General features: G+C 76.3%; 18 protein-coding genes. 9 read left to right on the top strand and 9 right to left on the bottom strand.

The features are described 5' to 3' along the window. Positions 1-170: 170 nt before the first annotated feature. Positions 171-2081, bottom strand: coding sequence for a hypothetical protein (locus AB0O40_RS33935; RefSeq protein WP_365049413.1), 1911 nt, complete (start codon positions 2079-2081; stop codon positions 171-173). A gap of 123 nt (positions 2082-2204) precedes the next feature. Between AB0O40_RS33935 and AB0O40_RS33930 the strand changes: the two genes are divergently transcribed. The 3 genes from AB0O40_RS33930 (at position 2205) to AB0O40_RS33920 (ending at position 4995) form a co-directional block, all read left to right on the top strand. After that, the gene (locus AB0O40_RS33930; RefSeq protein ID WP_365049411.1) at positions 2205-2858 is read left to right on the top strand and encodes a helix-turn-helix domain-containing protein; all 654 of its coding nucleotides are present in this window, start codon (positions 2205-2207) and stop codon (positions 2856-2858) included. Positions 2859-2952: 94 nt separating this feature from the next. Continuing rightward, entirely contained in the window at positions 2953-4236 is a 1284-nt protein-coding gene (locus AB0O40_RS33925) for an MFS transporter (protein WP_365049409.1), read from the top strand. Positions 4237-4311: 75 nt separating this feature from the next. Continuing rightward, on the top strand, positions 4312-4995 hold the full coding sequence (locus tag AB0O40_RS33920) for a hypothetical protein (RefSeq protein ID WP_365049407.1): 684 nt from the start codon (positions 4312-4314) through the stop codon (positions 4993-4995). Between the two features lie 61 nt (positions 4996-5056). On the opposite strand, the gene AB0O40_RS33915 is transcribed toward AB0O40_RS33920, so the two are convergent. Beyond that, complete coding sequence (locus tag AB0O40_RS33915; RefSeq protein ID WP_365049405.1) at positions 5057-6133, bottom strand: NAD-dependent epimerase/dehydratase family protein; 1077 nt, start codon at positions 6131-6133, stop codon at positions 5057-5059. A gap of 102 nt (positions 6134-6235) precedes the next feature. Then, complete coding sequence (locus AB0O40_RS33910; protein ID WP_365049415.1) at positions 6236-7591, bottom strand: glycosyltransferase family 87 protein; 1356 nt, start codon at positions 7589-7591, stop codon at positions 6236-6238. A gap of 605 nt (positions 7592-8196) precedes the next feature. Here AB0O40_RS33910 and AB0O40_RS33905 point away from each other — a divergent pair. Beyond that, positions 8197-8511: a 4a-hydroxytetrahydrobiopterin dehydratase gene (locus tag AB0O40_RS33905; protein ID WP_365049403.1), complete on the top strand. Its 315-nt coding sequence runs from the start codon at positions 8197-8199 to the stop codon at positions 8509-8511. A gap of 48 nt (positions 8512-8559) precedes the next feature. Here AB0O40_RS33905 and AB0O40_RS33900 read toward each other — a convergent pair whose 3' ends face one another. Next, a complete protein-coding gene (locus AB0O40_RS33900; RefSeq protein WP_365049401.1) occupies positions 8560-9225 on the bottom strand; it encodes an HAD family hydrolase in 666 nt (221 codons plus the stop codon). A gap of 130 nt (positions 9226-9355) precedes the next feature. On the opposite strand from AB0O40_RS33900, the gene AB0O40_RS33895 reads away from it, so the two are divergent. Together AB0O40_RS33895 and AB0O40_RS33890 are read left to right on the top strand one after the other, a co-directional pair. Beyond that, on the top strand, positions 9356-10573 hold the full coding sequence (locus AB0O40_RS33895; RefSeq protein ID WP_365049399.1) for a molybdopterin-dependent oxidoreductase: 1218 nt from the start codon (positions 9356-9358) through the stop codon (positions 10571-10573). Next, positions 10573-11016, top strand: a complete 444-nt coding sequence (locus AB0O40_RS33890; RefSeq protein ID WP_365049397.1) for a hypothetical protein — start codon at positions 10573-10575, stop codon at positions 11014-11016. The genes AB0O40_RS33895 and AB0O40_RS33890 overlap by 1 nt, the downstream gene beginning before the upstream one ends. Positions 11017-11026: 10 nt before the next feature. Here AB0O40_RS33890 and AB0O40_RS33885 read toward each other — a convergent pair whose 3' ends face one another. From AB0O40_RS33885 to AB0O40_RS33875, 3 genes are read right to left on the bottom strand one after another with little or no spacing between them, the layout of a single operon-like run. Beyond that, positions 11027-11701, bottom strand: a complete 675-nt coding sequence (locus AB0O40_RS33885) for a methyltransferase domain-containing protein (RefSeq protein WP_365049395.1) — start codon at positions 11699-11701, stop codon at positions 11027-11029. Continuing rightward, the gene (locus AB0O40_RS33880; RefSeq protein ID WP_365049393.1) at positions 11698-12327 is read right to left on the bottom strand and encodes a DUF2064 domain-containing protein; all 630 of its coding nucleotides are present in this window, start codon (positions 12325-12327) and stop codon (positions 11698-11700) included. The genes AB0O40_RS33885 and AB0O40_RS33880 overlap by 4 nt, the downstream gene beginning before the upstream one ends. After that, positions 12324-13025 carry a glycosyltransferase family 2 protein gene (locus AB0O40_RS33875; RefSeq protein WP_365049391.1) on the bottom strand — a complete coding sequence of 234 codons (702 nt, stop codon included), beginning with the start codon at positions 13023-13025 and terminating at the stop codon, positions 12324-12326. The genes AB0O40_RS33880 and AB0O40_RS33875 overlap by 4 nt, the downstream gene beginning before the upstream one ends. Positions 13026-13222: 197 nt before the next feature. Between AB0O40_RS33875 and AB0O40_RS33870 the strand changes: the two genes are divergently transcribed. Together AB0O40_RS33870 and AB0O40_RS33865 are read left to right on the top strand one after the other, a co-directional pair. Next, a complete protein-coding gene (locus AB0O40_RS33870) occupies positions 13223-13990 on the top strand; it encodes a response regulator transcription factor (protein ID WP_365049389.1) in 768 nt (255 codons plus the stop codon). Next, the gene (locus tag AB0O40_RS33865) at positions 13987-15108 is read left to right on the top strand and encodes a HAMP domain-containing sensor histidine kinase (protein ID WP_365049387.1); all 1122 of its coding nucleotides are present in this window, start codon (positions 13987-13989) and stop codon (positions 15106-15108) included. Before AB0O40_RS33870 ends, AB0O40_RS33865 begins: the two co-directional genes overlap by 4 nt. A 48-nt stretch (positions 15109-15156) precedes the next feature. Here the strand turns inward: AB0O40_RS33865 and AB0O40_RS33860 are convergent, their stop codons facing one another. After that, positions 15157-16218: an NAD-dependent epimerase/dehydratase family protein gene (locus tag AB0O40_RS33860; protein WP_365049385.1), complete on the bottom strand. Its 1062-nt coding sequence runs from the start codon at positions 16216-16218 to the stop codon at positions 15157-15159. 141 nt (positions 16219-16359) lie between these two features. Here AB0O40_RS33860 and AB0O40_RS33855 point away from each other — a divergent pair, with 141 nt between their 5' ends. Next, on the top strand, positions 16360-17004 hold the full coding sequence (locus AB0O40_RS33855; protein ID WP_365049383.1) for a CatB-related O-acetyltransferase: 645 nt from the start codon (positions 16360-16362) through the stop codon (positions 17002-17004). Positions 17005-17071: 67 nt separating this feature from the next. On the opposite strand, the gene AB0O40_RS33850 is transcribed toward AB0O40_RS33855, so the two are convergent. Further along, the gene (locus AB0O40_RS33850) at positions 17072-19189 is read right to left on the bottom strand and encodes a SpoIIE family protein phosphatase (protein WP_365049381.1); all 2118 of its coding nucleotides are present in this window, start codon (positions 19187-19189) and stop codon (positions 17072-17074) included. Between the last annotated feature and the right edge of the window lie 319 nt (positions 19190-19508).

Genomic DNA, 19508 nt, shown 5'->3' with positions numbered 1-19508 from the left:
CCCTGTTTTCGGGGCGCTGCCCCGGACCCCGCGCCTCAAACGCCGGCGGGGCTGGATTGGCGGGTCCCCGCACCGGCGGTGCAAAGGGGGGGCCCAGGTTTCGGGGCGCTGCCCCGGGCCCCGCGCCTCAAACGCCGGCGAGGCTGGAGGTGCCTCTCCCGGGCGGGGCCTCAGTCTCGGCCGCCGGTTGCGCCGTCCAGGGCGGTGAGGGTGGTGCCGCTGTGGAGGCGGGCGGTGAGGTGGGGGCGGGGGGCGCCGGGGGGTGCGGCGGGGGCTGCGAGGGTGCGGGCTTTGGCGTGGGCGTGGATCGAGCCGGTGAGGGTGATCTCGGCCACCTCGCGGCTGCCGGCGGCCAGTTGGTACCAATGTCCGGACGCCGCGCGCCAAGCCGTGCCGGCGAGGATGTGCTGGCCGAAGCGGCCGCAGGCGGCGGTGGCCCGTTCGCGGGCTGCCGTGAGTGCGGCGCCGGTCGGGGGCCGCAGCTGGACGGACACGTCGCCGCTGCCCGTCCAGTGCGTGGCGCGCAGGCAGGACCACACCGCTCGGCCGGCGCCCTCCGGTAGTTCGGAGGTGGCGAAGTCCCACAGGTTGACGGCCCGTACCGCACGTCCGTCCACCTGCTTCAGCGCGCAGGCCTCCTGGCTCCAACGCGCGCGCCCGACCGGGCCGGTCGCCTCGCGCGGCTGCCGGGCCCGGGCGGCCTCGGTGCCCTCGGCCTGGGGCGTGTAGGTCAGGTGGACCGGCAACAGGCCGCCCAGGTCGGCGAGAAGGAAGGAGTGCTTCTCCACGATCCGGACGGAGGAGGCGACTTCGAGCACCGGGGCGGCGGGGTCGCAGCCGGTGCGTTTTCCGCCCGCAGGCACGGCGACCGTGCCGTCGGTGCCGATCCGGAGGCGGTGCAAGGGAGCGTCGGGAGCGGTGAGTTCCCGGCTGCCGGCCGAGGCGATCCACGGGGCCAGCAAGTGCCGGACCGCGCCCGGCTGTTCCGTACCGACGTCCGGGCGGCGCGTGAGGACCAGTGAGGCCGCGGTGGTGACGTTGGCGTCGTCCACCCGCGCGAGGTCCAGGCTCCGTCGCCCGGCGTGTTCGGTGTAGCGGGCGAGGCGGTCGCCGTCCAGGAGGACCACCACGGCCGTACCCGGTCCGGCGTCTCCTGCGAAGAGCAACTGCGGCGGATGCGAAGGTGGTTCGGTGGAGGTTGCGGGGGCGGCCAGCAGGGCCGTGCCGGACGGGGGTGCGGCCCAGGTGCCCAGGGCGCGGGTCAGCAGCGCCTGGTCGCCGGTGCGGTCGCCGCGCGCCGGCCAGGCCGTGAAGTCCACCCGTCCGGTGTCGGACCAGGCCTGGGCGGCCACCCGTACCAGCCGGTCCGGGTCGGCGGCGGCCCGCGCGGCGGGTGCGCCCGCGTACGGGACGGCCGGACCGGGTCCGTCGCCGCCGGGCAGCAGGACCAGCGCGGTGCCCAGCGCGAGCGCCCCGGCCGCCGCGCCGAGCGCCCGTACCCGGGTCCGACGCAGCATCAGGTCGGTGGGGCGGGTGTGCACCTGCGCGGGGTGGGAGAGCGTCGCTCCGGCGCTGTCGCCGGGGGTGCCGGAGCCGTCCGCGGGCCCGGCCGTGGTGACGGCGAGTCCGGCCTGCAGCTCCTCCTCCGGAGCGGCGGCCCCGGCCAGTCGCAGCACCAGCACGGCCTCCTCCGTCGAGAGGCCGTCCCACCGGCACAGCACGTGGCCGGCTCGCGCGTAACCGCCCAGTGCGGCCAACTCCCTCGCAGCAGCGTCCAGTTCTTCGGCCACCGGCCACATCCGCAGCCCCCAGACCCAGGGGAGCTGCGGCCGGGCCCGGCCCGCCGCCCGCCGCACCACCTCGCCGCGCACCGCGGCCACCGGATCGTCGCCCTGGCCGGCCCGCCGGCCGGCTCCGCGCAGCGCCTGCTGTACGGCCCGATGGGCGCGGAGCACCCGGGCGTGCCGGTCGAGCGCGACGGGCAGCGTCAGGTACGCCAGGCGCACCAGCTGCGGGTAGCGCTCGAAGATCACCGCCTCGACCCGCCGTGCCGCCGTCCCGGGCCCGTTTCGTACGTCCATGGAGCCCACAACGAACGGATCATGGGATGGTCACACCCCTTGGTGTGCCGCCCTCCTGGGAAAGTGCCGCCGAGATCTGAAGCGGTTATTGCGAAAGATTCGCTTCAGATCTACGCTGGCCTCATGACGACGACGCCGGGACCCGCGCCCGAAGACGTTCCCGAGCCCGTCGGCCGGTACGAGCAGATCACCGATCTCGCACGGCTGCGGGCCTTCATGAACCCCCTGCGCATGCGGCTCTACCGGCTGCTGTACGCGGAGGGCCAGGCCACCGCCTCGCAGCTCGCCGACCAGGTCGACGAGACGCCCTCGCTGGTCAGTTACCACCTGCGGAAGCTGGCCGACCACGGCTTCGTGACCGGGGCGGAGGGCCGGGGCGCGGACGGCCGCGAGCGGTGGTGGCAGGTGGCGTCCGAGGGCGGCTGGGGCTTCCGCGAGTCCGACTTCGCCGACTCGCCCGAGGGCGCCGCCGCCGTCGGCGCGGTGACCCGGGGCATCTTCGACACCCGTGTCGCGCAGTACCGCACCTACCTGGACCAGAAGTCCGCCTGGGGCAAGGAGTGGTCCGACGCCTCCTTCAGCTCCGAGTGGATGCTCGACCTCACCCCGGCCGAACTCGCCGAGATGAGCGACGAACTCGAAGTGCTGGCCCGCCGTTGGCGCGAGCGGGGCAAGGCGGCGAAGGCGGCCGAGGGGGCCGACGGCCGCGCGGACGGCGGGACCGCCGGACGCGAGCGGGTCTCGGTGCACCTGTACGGCTTCCCCTTCCGGCCCTGACCGGTACCCGCCCCTGCCCCTGAGACCGGCCGCTCGCACCGGACCGGCCGGCCCCGGCATGCCGCCGAACCGCCCCCAGCGACCGGAGACCGCCATGACCTCGCCCGCGTCCGTCCTGCCGGCGCCCGCCGCCGCCCCGGCCCACCGGGACGCCAACGTGCTGCGCTGGCTCGCCGCCCACACCGCCTCGCTGGTTGGCGACGGCGTCTACTTCGTCGCCCTGGGCTGGTCGGCCCAACAGGCCGCCGGCCCCGCCGAGGTGGGCCTGGTGATGGCCGCGGGCGCGGTACCGCGCGCCCTGCTCATGCTCGGCGGGGGCGTGCTCGCCGACCGGCTCGACCCCCGCCGGGTGCTCCTCGGCAGCGACGCGCTCCGCTGCCTCCTCATCCTGGGCGCGGCCGCCGCGACGGCGCTGGCCACGCCGGGCCTGTGGGCGCTGGTCGTGGTGGCGCTGGTCTTCGGCGCGGTGGACGCGCTGTTCGTGCCCGCCGTCGGGGCCCTCCCGCCGAGGCTCACCGATCCCGACCAGCTGGCCCGGGTCACCGGCATGCGCACCCTCTCCGCCCGCCTGAGCCAGATCGCGGGGCCGCCGGCCGGCGGCCTGGCGATGGGACTCGGCGGCCCGGCCGCCGCCTTCACCGTCGCGGGCGTGCTCTTCGCGCTGTCCCTGCCCCTGCTGCTCTCGCTGCGGATACGCCCGCTCGAGCCGGCCGGGCCCCGCGGGTCCGAGGAGGCCTCCGGCGCCTCCCGCACCGCCCGGCAGGACCTGCTCGACGGTCTGCGCTACATCCGCCGCCACCGGCTGATCGGCCCGCTCGTTGCCGCCGGCGCTGTCTGCGAACTGGGCCTGGTAGGGCCCCTGAACGTCGGCCTGGTGCTGCTCAACGCCGAACGCGGCTGGGGCCCGGCCGGCTACGGCTGCATCGTCGCGGGCTTCGGTGCCGGGGCCGCGGCCAGTGCCGCGCTGCTCGCCGTCACCGGCTGGCTGCCGCGCGCCGGCCTGGTCCTGGCCGGCACCCTCGCCCTCGGCGCCGCCGGCTTCGCCGGCCTGGCCCTCCTCCCGGCCCTCGGGCCGGTGGTCGCGCTGGCCGTGGCGGTCGGACTGTGCGCCGGTACCTTCGGCAGCCTGGCCGGCACCCTCGTCCAGACCGCCTGCGACCCGGCGTACCTGGGCCGGGTCACCTCGGTGAGCATGCTCGCCATGCTCGGTCTGGCACCCCTGAGCTACCCGCTGGTCGGCGCCGCCATCGGGGCCTGGGGCGCCGCCCCGGTGTTCCTCGCCTGCGCCGCGCTGGCCGTGCTCTCCGTCCCGCTCGTCCTGGGCCCGGCCGCCGTCCGGCGCGCCGAGCTGCCGCGCCGGGCCCCGCGCCGGGGGTGACGTACGGCCGCCCGGCTGAAGATCACCCCCACGGCGTCCGTATGATCCGGACGCACGAACGAACGGGGGCACGGAATGAAGACATCGACGAGACGGCTCGTGGCACTGGCCGCGGTGCTGGCGTGGGCCGGCACGGGCTGCGGCGGTTCGAGCGGCGGTACGGGCGTCCCCGCGGGCGCGGGCGCGGGCGCGGCGTCGGTCGGTACCGCGAACGGTGTCCCGGCGAGCACCCGGGACGCCCAGGCCGACGCCTCGGACCTGGTGGGTACCTGGACCAATGCGGGCGGGGCCCGGCTGAGCCTGCGGGCGGACCGGAGCCTGTCCGCGCAGGGTGTCCGCGGGTCCGTGCGCGGCGGGACCTCCTGCACCGACACGCTGACCGGTCGCTGGGCCTTCTACGGCCCGTCCGACGCCAAGGGCCAGGCCCGGCCCGACGCCCGGCTGACCCGCGGTGGCCGTGTCGACCTGGCGGACCGTGCACCCGATCCGGCGTCCTGCACGCTCTCGGCGCTGGTACGACGCGACGGGCAGGCCCTCGCGCTGTGCCTGGTGGAGGACCCGGACACGCCCTGCTCCGACGAGGAACTGCTGCGGCCGGAGCGGTCGGCCGGAGCCACCGCGACACCGACGGCCTCGGCGAACCCGTCGGCGGACGACGACGATGACGACGACGGCTTCGGCAGCCGCTCGGGCAGCAAGAGCCGGAAGTCCGGCGGCACGTCCAAGAAGTCGAGCAGCTCCCGCAAGACCCGGCACTGACGCGCGGGGCGGGGGAGTCGGGGCGGCGGCCGCCGGCCGTGGCTTTCCCGCCCCGGTCCGGCTACCGCCCGGCCCGGCGCCGCTCCAGCCACGCCCGGTGGTGGTCGACCACCGTCTCCTCCCACGGCCGGTAGACGATCCCGAGCTCGTCGGTGCTCCGGCGGTTGTCCACCGCGAAGCGGATGCCGAGGTGCTTGCGGATGTAGTCCTGGGTGAGGCCGAAGGCCGGGCCCAGCAGCCGCACCGGCCAGTGCGGCAGCCCCCAGCGCGGCAGCCGGGGGTCCCGCGGGCGCACTGCCAGCAGCGCCCGCGCCATCTGGCGGAAGGAGACCATCTCCGGCCGGGCCAGGATGTACCGGCCGTGCGCCTCGGGGCGTTCGGCGGCGGCGATGTGGGCCGCGGCCACGTCCCGGACGTCCACGAACGTGAAGGCGAAGTCGGGCGCCCCGTAGCAGAAGTAGCCCTTGAACAGCTCGTCGACGAGGAAGAGGCTGCCCGACTCGGAGGCCGGGGTCAGCGAGGGCCCCAGCACCAGGCCCGGGTTGACCGACACCATCCGCCAGCGGTCCTGGGCCCGGGCCGTCTCCCAAGCGGTCTGCTCGGCGAGCGTCTTGGCGTAGTGGTACGGGTTGTCCGCGGGCGTACTGGTGGTGTTGACGTAGCGTTCCGTCAGCGTCCGGTCCGTCATCTCCAGCACGTCCGCGTAGTCGCCGAAGATCGCGCCGACGGTGGAGGTGAAGACCAGCCGCTCGACCGACGGGGTCGCCTCGATGGCCGCCAGGACGTTGCGGGTGCCGGCCACCGCGGGCTCGACCACGTCCCGCCGGCCGTCCTTGATCTGCTCGGGCATCAGGAACGGCGAGGCCACGTGGAAGACCACCCGGCAGCCGGCCATCGCCTCGTCGAAGGAGCCCGCCGCCAGCAGGTCGGCCTCGAACAGCTCCAGCCGCCCGGGGTGCCGACCGGCCATCTCCGTCAGCGGCCCCACCTTCGCCGCATCGGCCAGCGACCGTACGGTGGCCCGCACGTGGTAGCCGCGCTCCAGCAGCTCGTCCACGAGCCGGCTCCCGACGAACCCGCTGCCCCCGGTCACCAGTACCGGACCCTCTCGCACCACGCCCGCGCCCCCTTCGGCCATCCCGTCCCACCCGCCCCGGCGGCCGCACCCTACGCCGGGCGTGCGGGTACCACCAGATGCCCGGGGGCGGTGTCCGGTGGATTCCAGGCCCCGTCGCGGCCGTCAGCCGGCGGAACGGGCGTCCCGGGGGACGCTGTCGTACGGGGGTGCCGGCCGGCGGGTGTGCCGGGTGCGAATCGCCGTGCCGGCCAGGACCATGGCCGCGGCCAGCGCGTACGCCACGGCGCCCGCCGGCTTCCACGCCCAGGAGGTGACGGACGCGGCTGCGCCGGCGACGGCCACGCCGAGCCATTCCCAGCGGCCGTCCAGCGCGACCAGGGCGACCAGGAGCAGGGCGTACCAGGAGTAGCCGGGCGTGGTCAGCAGGAAGGCCGTGCCGGTGACCAGCAGGGCACCGCGCCAGGGCCGTTCGGGATCGCCGCGCCGGATCACGTACACGCTCACCGCGGCCGTGCCCACGAGTACCGCGGGCATCGCCCAGGCGTCGGGCATCAGGTGGCGCAGCAGGACGTACCGGCGGCCTTCGGTGGGGTCCTGGTAGCCCTCCTCCGCCGCGTAGCCGCCGAGGTAGCCGAAGACGGACGAGTGCGAGAGCAGCACGTACGGCAGGTAGAGCGCGGCGAGCACGGCCGCGGCCGGGAGCACCGTCGCGGCCGCGTCCCGCCACCGGCGTACCCCGGACAGGGCGCCGGGGAGCAGGACGGCGGGCAGCAGCTTGACCGCGATCGCCAGACCCAGCACGGCGCTGCCGGCCGCCCGGTGCCGCAGGGTCAGGCCGAGCGCGGCGACGGCGAGCAGCACCCCGAGCACGTCGGCGTGGGCGCTGTTGACCGCCTCCACGGGGACGGCCGGGCACCAGGCCCAGTACGCCGCGGTGCGCGGGTCGCCGCGGCGCCGCAGGATCCGCAGCAGCACCAGGGTGGTGGCGACGGCCAGCAGGGCTCCGCCGGTCTGCAGGGCCTTGTGCCGGACGCCATCGGGGGAGACGGCGTGCACGGCGAGGAAGTACAGCTCACCGGCCGGCGGGTAGATGGTGTGGACCAGGGGGCGGTTGATCCGGGTGCACACCCCTTCGGACACGGGGACGAGGTCCGGTCCGCCGCAGGCCGCGCCGCTCGGGAAGAGCCACGGGTCCCGGAGCGAGCGGAGCGCCGGGTCCGCGGGGGCGTGGTCGTACGGCGAGATGCCCGCCGCCTGCACCCGGCCGTCCCAGGCGTACCGGTAGGAATCCGTGCTGGTGCGCGGCGGCGCGACCAGCCCGGTGGCGGCCACCGCGATCCCCCCGGCCAGCACCAGCCCCACGGCCCGCCGCACCGGCACCCCGCGCAACGCCCGGACGGCCGCGGCGAAGAGCAGCCACGCCGCCGCGTACCAGCAGGACAGCCCCGCCGGATCACTGAAGTACCCGTCCTTGCGCACGGTCCCCACGAGCACGGCCACGAGCGCGACCAGCAACACGGCGGCGACCGCACCGGACGGCGGGCGGCGCGGCCGGTGCCCGTGGCCGGCATCGGTGGACGGGATACGGGAGCCGGTCGCGGCGGTCGCTCGTGTCACGCCCCCACCCTGTCAGCGCCCACCCGCCGACGCCCGCCCCCGAGCCGGTCCGTCCGCGTTTCGTAAGGTCCGCCGGCCCCTCGCCCGCCAAGCCTCAGAGCCAGCGGGCCAGCCGCCGGCTCCCCTCGGGGTGATGGCCCACCCCCACCCGTGCCGGCGCGGCCGACAGCGGATGACCGCCGTCCCCAGCACGACCACGAGCGACCTCAGTGCGGCGGCGTTCTGACGCGACGTCACCCAGGAGATTGCCGGTCCCGGGACGCGCACCCGATCGGGTACGCCCTGGTCGACACCGCCCAGCTGCGCACCGATCTCGGTGACGGGCGCGGTGTCATCGACCTGTGCGAGGCCGCGCTCAACGATGCGGACGGTCTCCTCGACCGGATCGGCGACGACCTGCCGTGGGGGAACGCCTGCTGACGCACGGCCCATGCGCCCGTGGCACGATGCGCCGGTAGGCCGGGAACTTGCCGAGGTCCTGGCGGTCGTGAACGAGGGGAGCTGACATGGGCGTGCCCGCACCGCTGTCCGACGAGGAGATCACCGCCCGGCTGGCCGAGCTGCCGGGCTGGAGCCGCGAGGGCGACGAGATCACCCGCACCTACGCGATCCGCTACCATGCTGCCGTGGCGGCCATCGTGACGATCGCCGACCGGTCCCGGCGGATCCAGCACCACGCCGATCTGGACCTGCGCATCGACCACCTCCGCGCCGCCATCACCACCCACGACGCCGGCCACCGCCTCACCGAAGCCGACTTCGACCTCGCCCACCGCATCGACCAGATCGTCACGGCCCACCAGGAGATTCCGCTCGACTGACCCTCCGTCGGCAGGGCCCGAGAGGGCGTGCGGCCGAGGCGCCGGTCGTCAGTGCGCTCGTGCGTTGAAGGTGGCGATCTGGGTGGGGAGTTCGGTGAGGGTTTCGATGCGGAAGGTCGGGAGCTTCACGGCTTCGGGGGTGTGCCACTGGATCGTGGCCCAGGGGCCCCGGCGGATGAGTGCCGTGTGCATGCCGGCGGCGGCGCCGGGGCGGAGGTCGTTGTCGATGCGGTCGCCGACGTACAGGATCTCGTCGGGGGCGAACGGGACGACCTCGGCGACGCGTTCGAAGAAGGCGGGGTCCGGCTTGGCCGCGCCCCAGTCGTCCGACGTGCCGATGAGGTCCACGTCCGCGCTGAACAGCTCCCGCAGTAGCCCGCCCGCGCGGACCGTCTGGTTGCCGGCGATGGCCAGCCACAGTCCGGCCGCCCGCAGGGCGGCCAGGGCCGGCCGGACGTCGGGGTAGAGGTCGCCCTCCCCGAACCACTCCGGCTGCCCCGCCGCCGCGCGGGCCTCGCGCTGCTCGGTCAGGTCGAAGCCGGGCCGGAACTCCTGGAAGGTCTCGCGGTAGTCGCGGCCCTGCGCCACCACGGCGCCGAAGACCGCCGTGAGGGTGTGCCGCGGGACGCCGAGCCAGTCGGCCCAGGTGCCGTACTCACGGGTCTCGTCGACCAGGCACTCGCCCACGTCGAAGACCACAGCGCGAATCGTCATACGGTCACCCTACGAGCCCGCGGCGCGGGCGGCCGCCCGCCCCCGCTCCCGCCCGCGCCAGGGTGGTGTCCGTGTTTCGTAAGGTGTTCCGGGCCCCTGGCAGGGGGGTCGGCGGGGTTGCATGGCGGGTATGGGATCGCGTACCGGCGGAGGCCGGAATCCTCGATGGAGCGTGCCGCCGGGGCTGCGGGCGGAGGTGCTGGCCGCTCGGCTGCGGGCGGCGCGGCCGCCGGAGTTCAGGGGGCGGCTGCACGACGCCCGGACCGCCACCGTGCTCGGCCGCTGGCTGGGCGGGGCCCTCGCGGTCTGCTTCCTGACGGGGCTGGTCAGCCACTACCTCCAGCACCCGCCGGGCTGGCTGGCCGACCACCTGCCCGCCCGGCCCGCGTGGGGCTACCGGCTGACCCAGGGGCTGCACGTCGGGACCGGGCTCGCCGCCATCGTGCTGCTGCTCGCCAAGCTGTGGACGGTCTACCCGCGGCTGTTCGCCTGGCCGCCGGTCCGGTCGGTGCTGCACGCGCTGGAGCGGCTGTCGGTGGCGGTCCTGGTGGCCGCGGGGCTGTTCGAGCTGTTCAGCGGGCTGCTCAACATCGCCGAGTGGTACCCCTGGCCGTTCTCCTTCGTCCCCGTCCACTACGCCGTCGCCTGGGTCGTGGCCGGTTCCGTCCTGCTGCACCTGGCCGTCAAGGCCCCGGAGATCAGGGCGCATTGGAGCCGCCGGTCGGCCGGCACCCTCGCGCTGCCCGACGAGGAGCGGGACGGACCGGACCGGCGGGCCCTGCTGATCGGCGTCGGGGCCGCGGTGGGCGCGGTGACGCTGACCACCGTCGGCCAGTCCGTCACCCCCCTCGCGGCCCTCGACCTGCTGGCCCCCCGCCACCCCGGGTACGGGCCCCAGGGCCTGCCGGTGAACCGCACCGCCGCCGCCGCGGGCGTCACCGCGGCCACCGTCCGCGACTGGCACCTCGACGTGCTCGGCCCGCGGCCGTACCGGCTGAGCCTGGCCGAGCTGAACGCGCTGCCGCAGACCCGGGTCGCTCTGCCGATCGCCTGCGTCGAGGGCTGGAGCGTGGGCGCCGACTGGAGCGGGGTGCGGATCCGGGAGCTGATGGCCCGGGCGGGCGCGCCCCGGGGCGCGGGCCTGCGGGTGGTCTCCCTCGAAGCGCACGGCGCGTACCGGGTGATGGAGATGGGCCGGGACTACGCCGAGGACCCGCTGACCCTGCTGGCCCTGCGGCTGGGCGGCGAGGTCCTGGCGCCGGACCACGGCTACCCGGCGCGGATCATCGCGCCGAACCGGCCCGGCGTGCTGCAGACCAAGTGGGTCGCCCGACTGGAGGTGCTGTGATGAGGATCCCCGTGGCCCGCGGCGCGCTGGGCGCGTGCGGCCTGCTGCTGACCGGTTACGGCGGCTGGCAGTTGGCCTCCCTGCCGGACCCCTCCGACGCCGTCGTCTGGCTGGGCGGCGCACTGGTGCTGCACGACGGCGTGATCGCCCCGCTGCTGCTGGCCGTCGGCCTGCTGGTGGCGGCGGTGCCGGCGCGCCGGGCGGTCCGCGGCGCGCTCCTGACCGGCGGTGTGCTGGTGCTGATCACCCTGCCCCTGCTGCTGCGGCCGGGTGCCCCGCCCAACCCCTCGGCGCTGCCGCTGCCGTACGGGCGCAACCTCGCTCTGGTGCTGGCCGCGGTGGCCGTACTCACCGCCGCCGGGACCTGTCTGACGTACCGTCGGAAGCACCGCACGCCGAAGGGGAGCGTCCCCCGGCCCCCGGCCGGTGAACGCTCCCCGTGAGCAAGTCCGGCTAGCGGGGCACGAGTTCCGCGAACCGGCGGCCGTCCGCGGCCCAGGCGCCGGCCACCGTCCAGCCCGCCCGCCGGGCGTGCCGGCGCAGGGCCCGGGGTCCCACCCGGGCCCACGGGAACGGCGTACCGAGGCCGCCGCGGCCGTCGTCGAGGCGGACCTCGCAGCGCTCGTCCACCTCGACGGCGGCCGACTCGGCGATCAGCCGGCCGCCCGAGGCGAGCAGGTGCGCGGTCCGCCGCAGCAGGGCGACCGGATCGCCGCCGATGCCGATGTTGCCGTCCACCAACAGGGCGGTGGTCCACCGCCGTTCGCCGGGCAGCGGGTCGAAGACGGACCGGCACAGCGCGGTCCCGCCGCGCCGCACGGTCGAGGTCACCGCGGCCGGGCTCACGTCCACCCCGAGCACCGGATGCCCCCGCTCGGCCAGCGCGGCCACCAGCCGTCCCGGTCCGCAGCCGATGTCCAGCACCGCGCCGTGGCACCGGGCCAGCACGCTGCCGTCCGCGGAGTCAGCTGCCGCGCACCAGCGTTCCACCTCCAGCGGCAGCAGCCAGCCGTCGGCCCGGCGCAGGAAGAGCGGCCCGCGCCCGGCGCGCAGCGCCACCGCGTACGGGTCCTCCCGCCAGGCCGGACCGGCGACCGCCGCCCCCCGGACGGGGGCCGGCGCGGTCACCGGCCCGCCCGTACGGCGGCGGTGGCGTCCCGGTGCACCGCGGCGAACCGGCCGTCCGGTACCAGGGCGGCCACCTCGGCCGCGTCCGCCGCCGCGTCCACGTCCCGCAGCCGCGGCAGCAGCCCGGTGCGCAGCCCCGCGGCCCGCAGCCGTGCGTACTGCTCGGCCCCCGTCTCCGGTACGGACATGGGTACGCCGAGCAGCAGTGCCGGGTCGGGCGCCGCCAGGCCCAGCGCCCAGAAGCCGCCGTCCTCGGCGGGCCCGAACCACGCGTCGTACGTCCCGAAGTCCAGCGCGGGCGCCAGCAGGTCCGGGGTGACCTGGGGGGTGTCCATGCCGATCAGCAGCGCCGGGCCCGGGCAGCCGGCGAAGGCGGCGGCCAGTCGCCGGTCGAGGCCCCCGCCGCACTGCGGGACCACCTCGAAGCCGGCCGGCAGCCAGGGCCCCGGCGCGCCGTCCAGGACCAGGACGTGCCGGTCGGCCGGGGTGGCGGCCACCGCGGCCAGGGTGTCGGCGAGCGCGGCCGCGGCCAGCGCCGCCGCCTCGGCGGGCGTGAAGGGCGGGGTGAGCCGGGTCTTGACCCGGCCGGGCACCGGCTCCTTGGCGATCACGAGCAGGCTGGTCACCGGGCACCCCCGGCGGCCGTCGCGTAGGGCGGCTCGGCGAGGACCGCCCGCATGTCGCGGACCGCGTGGTAGGTGCCGCGCCAGGTGCCGGTCACCTTCGACTTCCCGGTCCTGGGCAGGTAGGGCACGTCTTCCTCGCGGACCCGCCAGCCCGCGTCGGCGGCCCGGACGACCATCTGGAGCGGATAGCCGGAGCGCCGGTCGGTCAGCTCCAGGCCCAGCAGTGCCTCGCGCCGGGCGGCGCGCAGCGGTCCGAGGTCGTGCAGCCGCAGCCCGGTGCGGCGGTGCAGCATCGTGGCCAGGGCGCGGTTCCCGGCCCGGGCGTGCAGCGGCCAGACGCCCCGCTCCTGCGGCCGGCGGCGGCCGAGCACGAGGTCGGCCTCGCCGGCGGCGACCTGCCGGACGAAGCCGGTCAGCAGGCCCGGATCGAGTGAGGCGTCGCAGTCGCAGACGCAGACGAACTCGGCCTCCGCGGCCATCAGCCCGGCGTGGCAGGCGGCCCCGAACCCGCGCCGGGACTCGGGTACGACGGTGGCGCCCAGCGAGCGGGCGATCTCGGCGGACCCGTCGGTGGAGCCGTTGTCCACCACCAGGGCCCGCCAGCCGTCCGGGATCCGGGCCAGCACCCAGGGCAGGGCCCCGGCCTCGTTGAGACAGGGCAGGACGACGTCTACGGAATGTTCGGTCACGAGTGACACCGTAGGAATTTCCGCCGGACATAGCGGACACCGACTCCTTACGAAAGAGGGACGTCGGGTGACGCCGCGTCCCAGGTGGCGCATGAGTCGTCCACCCGTACGGCACTCGCACACCAGTCCTTACGAAACGCGGACATCCGTCCGGCGGCGGCCCGCGGGTGCGGAGGTCGGCGCCGGAGGATGCCAGGCTTGAGGCCATGACCACGCCCACCCCGCCCGCGCGGATCCTCGTCGTCGACGACGACCCCACCGTCGCCGAGGTCGTCACCGGCTACCTGCACCGGGCCGGCCACCGCGTCGAGCACGCCGCCGACGGCCCCGCCGCGCTCGCCGCGGCCACCGCGGGCACCCCCGACCTCGTCGTCCTCGACCTCATGCTGCCCGGCATCGACGGCCTGGAGGTGTGCCGCCGGCTCCGTGCCGAGCGGCCCGTCCCGGTGATCATGCTGACCGCGCGCGGGGACGAGGACGACCGGATCGCGGGCCTGGAACTGGGCGCCGACGACTACGTCACCAAGCCCTTCAGCCCGCGCGAGCTGGTCCTGCGGGTCGAGTCGGTGCTGCGGCGCAGCGGCGCCCGGAGCGCCCCGGAGGCCGCGAGCGCCGTGCTGCGCGCCGCCGGGATCACGCTCGACCCGGAGACCCGCCGCGCCACCAAGCACGGGCGGGACCTCACCCTCACCCTGCGCGAGTTCGACCTGCTCGCCCACTTCCTGGGGCACCCGGGCCGGGCCCACGCCCGCGAGGAGCTGATGCGGGACGTCTGGGGCTGGGACTTCGGCGACCTCTCCACCGTCACCGTCCACGTGCGGCGGCTGCGCGCGAAGATCGAGGACGACCCCGCCGCGCCCCGGCTCATCCAGACGGTGTGGGGGGTCGGCTACCGCTTCGCGCCGGCGGCGGACGGGCCGGAGACGGCAGCGCCGGCGGGGCCCGGCGCGCCCGCGGGGGAGGAGCGGCCGTGAAGGACGTCCTGCTGATCGCCCTCTTCGCCCTCGGTGGCGCGGCCTGCGCGGGCACCCTCGGCGCGCTGGTGCTGCGCCTGCTGCGGCACCGCTCGGTCACGGTCTCGCTGGCCGTGGTGGTGGCCGTGCCGGTGACCGCGATGCTCGCCGGCACCCTCGCGGTCGCCTGGGCGATGTTCCTGTCCCCGCACGACCTGACCGTGGTCACCCTGGTCGTGGCGATGGCGGCCGTGGTCTCGCTGGCCGCCGCCCTCCTGCTGGGCCGCTGGGTGGTGGCCCGCAGCCGCGACCTGGCCCGGGCGGCCCGCGACTTCGGCGAGGGCGGCAGCTTCGCCGCCCCCGCCACCCGGGCCACCGCGGAACTGGCCGACCTGGCCCGCGAGCTCGCCGCCACCAGCGCCAAGCTCGCCGCCTCCCGGGACCGGGAGCGGGCCCTGGAGTCCTCCCGGCGCGAGCTGGTCGCCTGGATCTCGCACGACCTGCGGACCCCGCTCGCCGGGCTGCGGGCGATGGCCGAAGCACTCGAGGACGGCGTGGCCACCGACCCGGGGCGTTACCACCGGCAGATCCGCACCGAGGTCGAACGCCTCAACACGATGGTCGGGGACCTCTTCGAGCTGTCCCGCATCCACGCCGGCGCCCTCGAACTGACCCCCAGCCGGGTCTCCCTGCGCGACCTGGCCGCCGACGCGCTCCTGGGCGCCGACCCGCTCGCCCGCGAACGCGGGGTGCGGCTGCTCGGCGAGGACATCGCCCACGTACCGGTGGACGTGGACGGCAAGGAGATCACCCGGGTGCTGGGCAACCTCCTGGTCAACGCCATCCGGCACACGCCCTCCGACGGGACCGTCGCCGTGCACGTGGGCCGGCGGGAGCGGACCGCGGTGCTTTCCGTCACCGACGGGTGCGGCGGCATCCCCGAGGAGGACCTGCCGCGGGTCTTCGAGACCGGCTGGCGGGGCAGCCCGGCCCGCACGCCCCCGGCCGGCGCCGGCCTCGGGTTGGCGATCGTACGGGGGATCGTCGAGGCCCACGCCGGTCGGGCGGCGGTGCACAACGTCCCCGGCGGCTGCCGCTTCGAGCTGACCCTGCCGCTGGCCAACGCCGCCGACGCCTGATCGGCCGGTGGGCGGGCGTCCGACGGCGCCCGCCCCTGTCGCACGGCGCTACCCGACCCCGGCCGAGGCCCGCTGGCCGGCGCGCGCGAACTCGGTCATGCCCTCCGCGAAGCCCACCTCCGGCCGCCAGCCCAGCTCGTGGCGGAGCCGGGCGGAGTCCGCCGTGATGTGCCGGACGTCGCCCAGCCGGAACTCCCCGGTCACCACCGGCGCCGGCCCGCCGTGCGCGGCCGCCAGGGCGGCGGCCATCTCGCCGACCGTGTGCGGCTCGCCGCTGCCGGTGTTGTAGGCCGTGTGCCCGCCCTCCGGCCGCCGCGCCAGACCGGCCAGCGCGGCCGTGTTCGCCCGGGCGACGTCCCGGACGTGCACGAAGTCCCGGCGCTGCCCGCCGTCCTCGAAGACCCGCGGCGCCTCGCCCCGGGCCAGCGCCGAGCGGAAGAACGACGCCACCCCGGCGTACGGCGTGTCCCGGGGCATCCCCGGCCCGTAGACGTTGTGGTAGCGCAGCGAGACGGCCCGCCCTCCGGTCGACCGGGCCCAGCAGGCCGCCAGGTGCTCCTGGGCCAGCTTCGTCACCGCGTACACGTTCCGCGGATCGGCCGGCGCGTCCTCCGCCACCAGACCGGGTACGAGCTCGGCCCCGCACTGCGGACAGCGCGGCTCGAAGCGGCCCGCCGCCAGGTCGGCCGCCGCGCGCGGGCCCGGCCGTACGACGCCGTGGGCCGGGCACGCGTACCGGCCCTCCCCGTACACGACCATCGACCCGGCCTGCACCAGCCGGCGCACCCCCGCCTCGGCCATGGCCGCCAGCAGTACGGCCGTCCCGTGGTCGTTGCAACTCACGTACGCCGCCGCGTCCGAGAAGTCCTTGCCGAGCCCCACCATCGCCGCCTGGTGGCAGACCGCGTCCACTCCGCGCAGCGCCCCGCGCACCGCCTCGGCGTCGCGGACGTCACCCCGGACGAACTCCGCCGCCGGCAGCGCGGGGACGGCCGGATGGGCGGCCGGCAGCAAGGCGTCCAGCACCACCGGCTCGTGTCCCGCGGCGGTCAGCGCGGTCACCACGTGTGAGCCGATGAACCCGGCTCCTCCAGTCACAAGTACTCGCATACCGGCCGACGCTACGCATGCCAGGGGCCCGGGTCCGGCTCCCGCACCCGCCCGTAAGAAATCCGTCACCGCCCGGCGGCACCGGCTGCGATCATGGCCGGGTCCCCGCCGTCCGCCAGTACGACCGGAAGTGGTGCAGCAGTGACGTCCGTTCCGCCCGATCCCTCGGTGCTCCACCCGGTGCCCGGACAGCCGCGCGTGGTCCTCCTGAAGCCGCTGGTCTCCTCCCCGCTCATCGAGGTCGGCGAGTTCTCGTACTACGACGACCCGGAGCACGCCACCGACTTCGAGACCCGCAACGTCCTCTACCACTACGGCCCGGAGAAGCTGGTCATCGGGAGGTTCTGCGCCCTGGGCACCGGCGTGCGCTTCGTCATGAACGGCGCCAACCACCGGATGGACGGCCCCTCCACCTTCCCGTTCCCCATCATGGGCGGTTCCTGGTCCGACCACTTCGACCTGATCACCGGCCTGCCCGGGCGCGGGGACACGGTGGTGGGCCACGACGTCTGGTTCGGCCACGGCGCCATGGTGATGCCCGGAGTCCGGATCGGCCACGGCGCGGTGATCGCCTCCGGCGCCGTGGTCGTCGAGGACGTCCCGGACTACGGCATCGTCGGCGGCAACCCGGCCCGCCTCATCCGCACCCGCTACAGCGAACCCGACATCGCCCGGCTGCTGGCCCTGGCCTGGTGGGACTGGCCGCTCGACCACCTCGGCCGGCACCTGCGCACGGTCATGTCCGGCAGCGTCGACGCACTCGAGGCGGCCGCGCCCGGCCGGTGACGGCCTCCGGCGCGACGGGACGGGTGCCATTGGCCGCCGCAGGCCGCGACGGGGCGGCGGACCGGGACTACCCGTCGGCTGCCGTGGTGCGCAGCAGGAGCAGGGCGGTGTCGTCGGTGTAGCGGGCGGTGGGCCAGGCGCGCCGTACCAGCCGGTCGACGAGCGCGTCCACCGGCTCGTCGGCGTACCGGGCGAGCTGGTCCGCGAGGTCGGCGGCGGTTCGGTCGGCCTCGGTACCGGGCACCTCCACCAGGCCGTCCGTGTACAGGGCCAGGGTGCTGCCCGGCGCCAGGTCGAACTCGCCGACCGGGTAGCCGTCCGCGGCCTCGACGCCCAGCGGCGGAGCCGGGTCGATCCCCAGGACCGTGCCGGGCCGGCCGGGCCGGTGCAGCAACGGCGGCGGGTGCCCGGCGCTGACCACCGCCACCCGGCCGCGCGGCAGGTCGATCCGGGCGTACAGGCAGGACACCAGCAGGTCGGTGCCCAGATCGGCGAGCACCCGGTCCGTCCGGGCCAGCACCTGCTCCGGCGGGGCGCCGGCGGTGGCGCGGATGGCGGTGCGGACCTGGCCCATCAGCGCGGCCGCGGAGACGTTGTGGCCCTGGACGTCCCCGATGACCGCCGCGACGGTGGTCGCGTCGAGCCGGATCACGTCGTAGAAGTCGCCGCCGACGTCCATGCCGCTGCTGGCGGGCAGGTAGCGGGCGGCCATCGTCAGACCGGGCACCTCCGGCAGGCCGTGCGGCAGCAGGGTCTCCTGGAGGCCGCGGGCCAGCCCGTGCACCGCGTCGTACAGACGGGCGCGGTCCAGGGCCTGGGCGACGAGGCCGGCGAGCGAGGTGAGCACCGCGCGTTCGTCGGCGGTGAAGGCGCGCGGGTGGTCGTACGACAGGATGCAACAGCCCACCGGGCGCCCGGAGATCATCAGCGGCAGGAACGCCCAGGCCTGCTTCCCGCTCATCCGCGGGGCCCCGGGGAACGCCTGCGCAAGCTCCTCGACGCTCGCGAAGAACGACGGGGCACCGGTGGCCAGCACGTGCCCGGCGGGGGTGAGGCCGGTGTCCAGCGGCAGGCCGTCCAGGCGCTCGATGGTCTGCGGGTCGTACCCGTGCCAGCCGGTGATCTTCAGCCGGCCGGCCTCGGCGGCGGACAGCACCAGGCCGTCCGCGTCGAAGGCCGGCAGCACCTGGTCGGCGACCAGCTCGACCACGTCGCTGACCGCGACGGTCTCGGTCAGCGCGGCGGCCAGGTGCAGGAGCTGGTAGAGCCGGCCGGTGGGCGCGGGACGGGGGACGGCCGCGGTACCGGGCCGGCCGGGGCCGTCCTGCGGTGCGTCGGGCGCGGGGCTGATCCGGACGCTGATGCCGCTGGCGTCCGGGAAGAGCTCGAAGCGCAGCCGGCGCTCCGGCGGCGGCCGCCCGGCGGTGAACTCCACCGGCTCGCGGCTGATGACAGCGGTGCGGTACCGGTCCTCGACGGCCGGCTGGTCCAGCCAGGGCAGGGACTGCCAGGGCCGGGTCCCCAGCAGCCGGCTCGCCTCCCCGCCCAGCAGGGCGGCCGCGGTGGCGGTGACGAAGGTGATCCGGCCCTCCAGATCCAGGGCCAGCGCCCCCTCCGGCAGCCGCTCCGCGTAGTCGGCGGCGGCCTGCGGGGTGCGGCCCGGGTACGCGTGCGGTGCGGCCGGCGCAACCACGCGGGGCTCGGCGGGCGGCCCCGGGGCGTCGGGGCACTCGTCGAGGACGTGGGCGATGCCGCGGGCCGCGGCGGCGATGTGGCCGCGCTCGCGGCGGGTACTGCCGGCCGGGTGCGCGGCCGGCCACAGCAGCACCAGCCCGCCCCACCAGCGGGAACGGCCCGGCAGGGGCGCGGCGGCCAGGGCGAAGCGGTACGGCATGCTGGCCGCGACCCGTGGATAGCTGCGGGCCAGCTCCTCCTGGGAGCCGACCCACACCAGCCGCTTCTCCCGCACGGCGGTGCTGATCGGGACGGGGGCGTCGAGGGGGATCCGGTGCCAGGGCCGGGCGACGTCCTCGGGGAGGCCGCACAGCACGGTCAGGCCGATGGCCTGGGCGGTGTGGTCCAGGAGGTAGACGGCGCCGCCGGTGGCTCCGGTGCGGCGCACGGTCTCGGCCAGCGCCGCGTCAAGCCGCCCCGCCCCCTCACCCCCCTCCGCCAAACCTCCCATACCAGGACCATACGCCGCCCCCCGCCGTGCCGGCCCGACACCCGGGCCCCGCCGGTAGCGGTCCGGCCATTCCAGCCCCGCCGGCGTACCTTTGGGCGCGGCCCCGAGCAGCCCTCCTTGCCGGGGTCCGGCAATTCCAGCCTCGCCGGCGTTTGAGGCGCGGGGTGCGGGGCGGCGCCCCGGAAACTGGGCTCGGCCCACCCTTTGCGCCCGGCCCGGGCAGGCCCGCCATTCCAGCCCCGCCGGCGTTTGAGGCGCGGCTCCCGGGCCCGCGCCCGGCCGCTGCGCGGAGCCGGCCCCACCCCCCCCCTTCCCGAAA

Source organism: Streptomyces sp. NPDC089919 (genome assembly GCF_040684615.1).
Lineage (GTDB): Bacteria > Actinomycetota > Actinomycetes > Streptomycetales > Streptomycetaceae > Streptomyces.
The sequence above is the reverse complement of the archived record's forward strand: the minus strand, read 5'-3'. Positions and strand labels throughout refer to the sequence as shown.